Raw genomic sequence first — 5,097 nt, 5'->3', positions numbered from 1 at the left:
AATCGACGCTCCCGCCGCTCACCCCCCAAAAGAGTTTCGGTTCCCCTAAACGCATCACATCATCTGTAGTGATGTCGGGCTGTCCGATAATCCCGACACGATACCCCTCCCGTTCCAATATCCGTCCTACCACGGCAACCCCGATAAAGGGTGAATCGATATAGGCATCACCACTAATGAGAATTACGTCACATTGTTCCCATCCACGTGCATCCATTTCGGCACGGGTAGTGGGTAAATAACGGAGATGTTCGGGGGTTATGGTTTTCATAGTGCGATTGTACGGTGAGGACTCTTACAAAGAGGTTCAACCTGCGTTATAATAATCAAATGGAAAATAATCTAAATCAAGAGATCATCGAGCATCTCATGCACCCTCGTAACTACGGTCCGCTCGAAAACCCAAGCGGTGTCGGTGTGGGACACTCGGAACAAAGCGGTGAGTTTGTCATTTTTTATCTCGATGCGAAAAACGATATCCTCGAAAATGTCGGGTATGCCACCAACGGCTGTCACGATACGGTGGTTTTAGGATCAATGTTCACTGAGATGATTAAAGGCGAATCTCTCGAATATGCTCAGAGCGCAGCAATAAAACTTCGTGAAAAAGTGGCACTGGGGCCGGTAAAACAACAAGCGTGTGCTCAAATGGTACTCACCGCTTTCGAAGCGGCACAAATCCACCAGCAACAAAAATTAGAAGGATCATTCGAAGATTTGCACGCCATCGAAATCGGTATGGAATGTGAGGTAGAGGTATGATGGACGCGACTCTTTTTAGAGCAAAACACCAACTGTGGCTAAGAATAGCCTTTATGTCGTTCTCGGTTAAAGATGATAAGATCAAAAGCCGTCTGTACGAATTTTCCCAAATCGAGTTTCGTCATCTCAAATGGGTTGCCGGATCACTTTATGAAAACAGTGTAGATTATGATTATGAGCGAGATAACCGATTTAGTATCGAGAGTGAAACATTTTTTGATCTGCTGCAAACAACCATCGACGAAATCAAATCTCTCCATCTATTATACACAGAAGAACCGCTTTGCGAGCGAATGGCTCACGATGAAGCCTATATCTTCAGAACGTTGAACACCTATCTAACAACCACTCTTAATGAACCACTCAGTGCCTTCAATCGATCCCGCACTTGGCCCGATGCCCTACTCACTCCAGCAGAAACCGATGCATTAACCCTCTTTTTATTTGAGGAGCTGTACAAAGAGTACGAACTCATCATGATCTACTTTTACCGCCAAATCCGTGCTACTACCGCGGCACAAGTGAGTCATTTTCAAGATTTGATCGACGAATCGCACTTTCATCTCCGTTCATTCGCTGAAATGATGGCAAAAATGGGAATTTTGGCACTGCCAAGAACGCTCCATCCTCGCACCTATCAAATAACCAATATGGAAAAATTCCTCACGGACTGGATCATCGAAGAGGAAAATGCCAAAGAGGAGTGCCGCAAACTCTCAAGTGCTATCCGTGATGAAAAACTCTCCAACTTTTTTGAGTTCATCAATTACCAAGAGAGCTATCACATCGAGATTATGAAAAAATTGTTAAAGGAAATATAATGGAAGAACAAGGAAATATTTTTATTCTGCTGGCGGTTATCGCTGTTTTTGCGTTTGTCCTTACCCGTAAAAAAGGATAAGTTCTTTATAATTAAATTCTACCGGCTTCTATACCCGCTTTTGTTTCCGGTAAGTCACGGCAACAAAAAGGTATAGAGACATTTGTGTCAGGTGGGCATTCCATGCCAAGACGTTCTCGTGACGAGCACATACCAAATTTATATCCTATCTCATAACACCCTTGATCATCCATATAAGCTACTGACTTTGATTCATTGAATCGACGTACTGATAAATAATCACAATCATTTCCAAGAAACATATTATCCTGTTTTTTGTAATCAATAATAATGTATTTTGATACCACACTTCCTTTAGGAGAATATACAAATAAATCGACTCCTTTAACAGAGGATGCAATGGATATAGAAAAAGATCCATCGATCATATCGATATCTTCATAATATGATTTCCCACAATCGCCATCATATGCAACGCTTAATAATGCATTAGGAGGTGAGATTTTTCCGATAATCATAAATTGTTTGGAATCTTCATCAATCTTCATGATTTCAATCGATCTATCAGTATGAACTTTTGAGCGAGGTGATTGAATATCTATTGACACTGGTTCAGAACATGCGGCCAAAAAGATTAAACCTACAAACAAAACTAATCCATATATACGTTTCTGTCTTACTTTCATACAGAATATTGGTTATCGAGTCAAATTAGGTTTAAAAGAGCTTAAATCATTAAAAATATTGTCTGATTCCTGTTCAAAAGCTCGAACTATTACAGGATTAAATGCTTGACCTGACATCTTTTTAACTTCTTCAGTTGCTTTATTGAAAGATTGCCCAGGGCGGTATGAACGGTCACTAATTAGCCCAGTAAAATGTTCTGCAAAGCCAAGAATCTGCCCTGGTAATGGTATTTCATCAGCCAATAGACCAAGCGGATATCCCTGACCATCATATCGTTCATGATGAGATTTAATTAAATCTGAAATTTGGAAAATTTGGTTAAGTGGTTCAACAATAATACTTCCATACAACGGATGGTTACGAATAGTATCTAATTCTTCTTGAGTGAGTTTTTCCCCTTTTCCCAATGAGAAACTGACATCAGCTATCATACCGATATCATGTATTTTTGCCGCAATTTCAAGATTTTTCATACTTTTTGTATCGATTTGCAAACTTTTAGCCAATCGTAATGCTACACTACACACCATATCGGAGTGATGTTTAAAATAAGGAAATTCTAGCTCCATAGCTTCATTTGAGTGCACTAAAAAGTTTAAATATTCCTCTGCATTTTTTAGATTATCTTCTTCTTTAACAAAAAGTGAATACGATGAGTCAACAAAACTTCCAATCGTATTAAGTTGCACAGTATCAAGAGGCAACGGTGTTACTACTGTCATACGACATCCGGAATGGTGGATATAAAAATCTTTGCCAATACCCACAGCATTATTTTTTCCATAATGATAACTACGAAAATTTTTTTCATCATTGATCAGAACTTCCTCAGCATGAGCCGCTTTCATAATAATGTGCGAGATAAAAAAGAAAAAACGTTCCCGATCATACTGCCATGATAAAAATGATGATGATAGTCTTGAAGTAATATTTGCTATATGCGATTTACGTACACTGGTTAGTTCCATCGAAAGCAATGTATGAACTCTCATCCCATTTGCACATAAAATTTGCAGTTGATTGTACAACTCACTATCTTGCTGTATCGGATGATCTCGCGTATAAACCCGAATTACAGCCGTATCTTTATTTTCTACAAAATGGGTAATAAAAAAATTTCCGGATTTAAGCCCATCTTTATGTGATTCAGAAGGTGAAAGCAATAATGGGATACTTGAATTTTTGGCATTTGCAACAGTATTTATCTCAAAAGAGAGTCTATACCATTCATCTTTTTTTATATACATTGCCAAATGTTCCGCACCTGCAATTTGACATATATCCTGAAATACTTTTTCTATTTCAATACCGCTTTCAGCATTGGAAAATTTTTCAATTATCTCTAGATTTTTTCGTAAGTTCTCAGCACTTTTACGATTTTGTCTTACAAATTTTATTATAACACCTACTAGAGCAGCAATGACAAGCAACCATATTAGCATAGGGACAGTATCCATCAACGATCCTGCATCCTCTTTTACCGATTCAACTTGTTCGGGGATTGCGGTATTAGCAATATAACGGCTCTCTTCAAAGCTTGCCATGTTTGTCTCCTCTTAATATTTTTGCATTTTTGTGTAATCGCCGTTAATATTGCTTTTATCATCAACATATTTTGAACGCTTATCTGATTCATAATACGTTTGTCGAACTTTTGCCTGATCACGCTTACTCAGAGAAACTTCAATTAGCCCTTTGACCGATGGCTGTAATGCATAATTAGGATTTTTTAAAGGAACCTGTATCACCATCCGTCCCAATTGAGGATCTACCACAGGAACAATCCGATCAATTATACCCATACGCGTAATTCCTGGAGTGGTCAAAAATGAGATTTTCACTTTTTGTCCCTCCTTTACATATGGAAAAAGTCCTGTAGCAAGCGCACCGTAAACAATAACATTATCGATGTTGACAATTTCACCAATATCAGTATTATCCGAAACACTCTGTCCCGACTGAAGCTTAAAATTGGTCAAAAAACCGTTTGTAGCTGCAATAATATTAATTCTTTCTAACTCATATTGCAATCGTGCAAGTTCTCCGTAATATTCTTGCAAAGCACCACGGTCTTCTGCTCGCGATTTGTATTGAGAAGATTCACTGAAACGACGACTTTCTTCACTGACCAACAGTGTCAAATAACGGTCTTCAGCATTGTCAAACTCGATTTTACTTGCAGCGCCCATATGATAAAGCTGCGCAATTTTTTGTAATTGAAGTTTTGCATTGTCGATTACAGCTTGATTTTCTGGACCACCTCCACCACCTTTTCGATAATGACCTAATGCCTGCTCTTTGGCACGAATTTTAGCTCTAACCTTTTCCATTTCTATTAAAATCGGTCGTTTATTATAAACGGCAATTACATCACCTTTTGTAACACGGTCTCCATTTCGTTTCAATACTATCTCAATCTCACCTGCGATAGATGTTTTAACTTTGGCTTCATCTATTGGACGTACATAACCTTCAAGCCTTAAAACAGTCTCGTTATTAACTTCTTTAATTTCTTTTTCTTCAGCTGATTTGACACAACCGGACAATAATAATGCCGCTGCAGCCATTGCTATTCCAAAAGATTTCATCGACACCATATTTTCACTCCTCTTTATTTAACAAATTAATTAGAATCACTAAGATTCCTTCGTTCTTCCATATGTACCATATTTGTTATTGATACTTTTTTCATTACCATTATTAATACCCCTAAAACTACAGGAACGATATTCAATAAAAGATGAAAAACAACAGCTATGGCTAACGCTTTTTCTTTTTCAACATCATACCACCCCATTGCCATAACA

6 protein-coding genes and 1 pseudogene are annotated in these 5,097 nt (G+C 38.1%); 2 read left to right on the top strand and 5 right to left on the bottom strand.

The window, feature by feature from the left end; translation table 11 throughout:
* Positions 1-271: pseudogene (locus WA010_RS03795) on the bottom strand (YgiQ family radical SAM protein); the annotation flags it as partial.
* A gap of 59 nt (positions 272-330) precedes the next feature.
* On the opposite strand from WA010_RS03795, the gene WA010_RS03790 reads away from it, so the two are divergent.
* Both WA010_RS03790 and WA010_RS03785 read left to right on the top strand, forming a co-directional pair.
* Positions 331-762: an iron-sulfur cluster assembly scaffold protein gene (locus WA010_RS03790; RefSeq protein ID WP_422555835.1), complete on the top strand. Its 432-nt coding sequence runs from the start codon at positions 331-333 to the stop codon at positions 760-762.
* Positions 759-1,583, top strand: coding sequence for an iron-binding protein (locus WA010_RS03785; protein ID WP_422555834.1), 825 nt, complete (start codon positions 759-761; stop codon positions 1,581-1,583). Before WA010_RS03790 ends, WA010_RS03785 begins: the two co-directional genes overlap by 4 nt.
* A 91-nt stretch (positions 1,584-1,674) precedes the next feature.
* Here the strand turns inward: WA010_RS03785 and WA010_RS03780 are convergent, their stop codons facing one another.
* From WA010_RS03780 to WA010_RS03765, 4 genes are all read right to left on the bottom strand, one after another.
* A complete protein-coding gene (locus WA010_RS03780; protein ID WP_422555833.1) occupies positions 1,675-2,253 on the bottom strand; it encodes a hypothetical protein in 579 nt (192 codons plus the stop codon).
* Between the two features lie 48 nt (positions 2,254-2,301).
* Positions 2,302-3,834, bottom strand: a complete 1,533-nt coding sequence (locus tag WA010_RS03775) for an HD-GYP domain-containing protein (protein WP_422555832.1) — start codon at positions 3,832-3,834, stop codon at positions 2,302-2,304.
* 12 nt (positions 3,835-3,846) lie between these two features.
* Entirely contained in the window at positions 3,847-4,857 is a 1,011-nt protein-coding gene (locus WA010_RS03770; protein ID WP_422555831.1) for an efflux RND transporter periplasmic adaptor subunit, read from the bottom strand.
* 56 nt (positions 4,858-4,913) lie between these two features.
* The coding region (locus tag WA010_RS03765) for a hypothetical protein (protein WP_422555830.1) at positions 4,914-5,097 on the bottom strand (184 nt) is incomplete at its 5' end.

The organism is Sulfuricurvum sp. (genome assembly GCF_049305995.1).
Classification (GTDB): domain Bacteria; phylum Campylobacterota; class Campylobacteria; order Campylobacterales; family Sulfurimonadaceae; genus Sulfuricurvum.
Note: the sequence above shows the minus strand (reverse complement) of the source record. Positions and strands in the feature narration are given on the sequence as shown.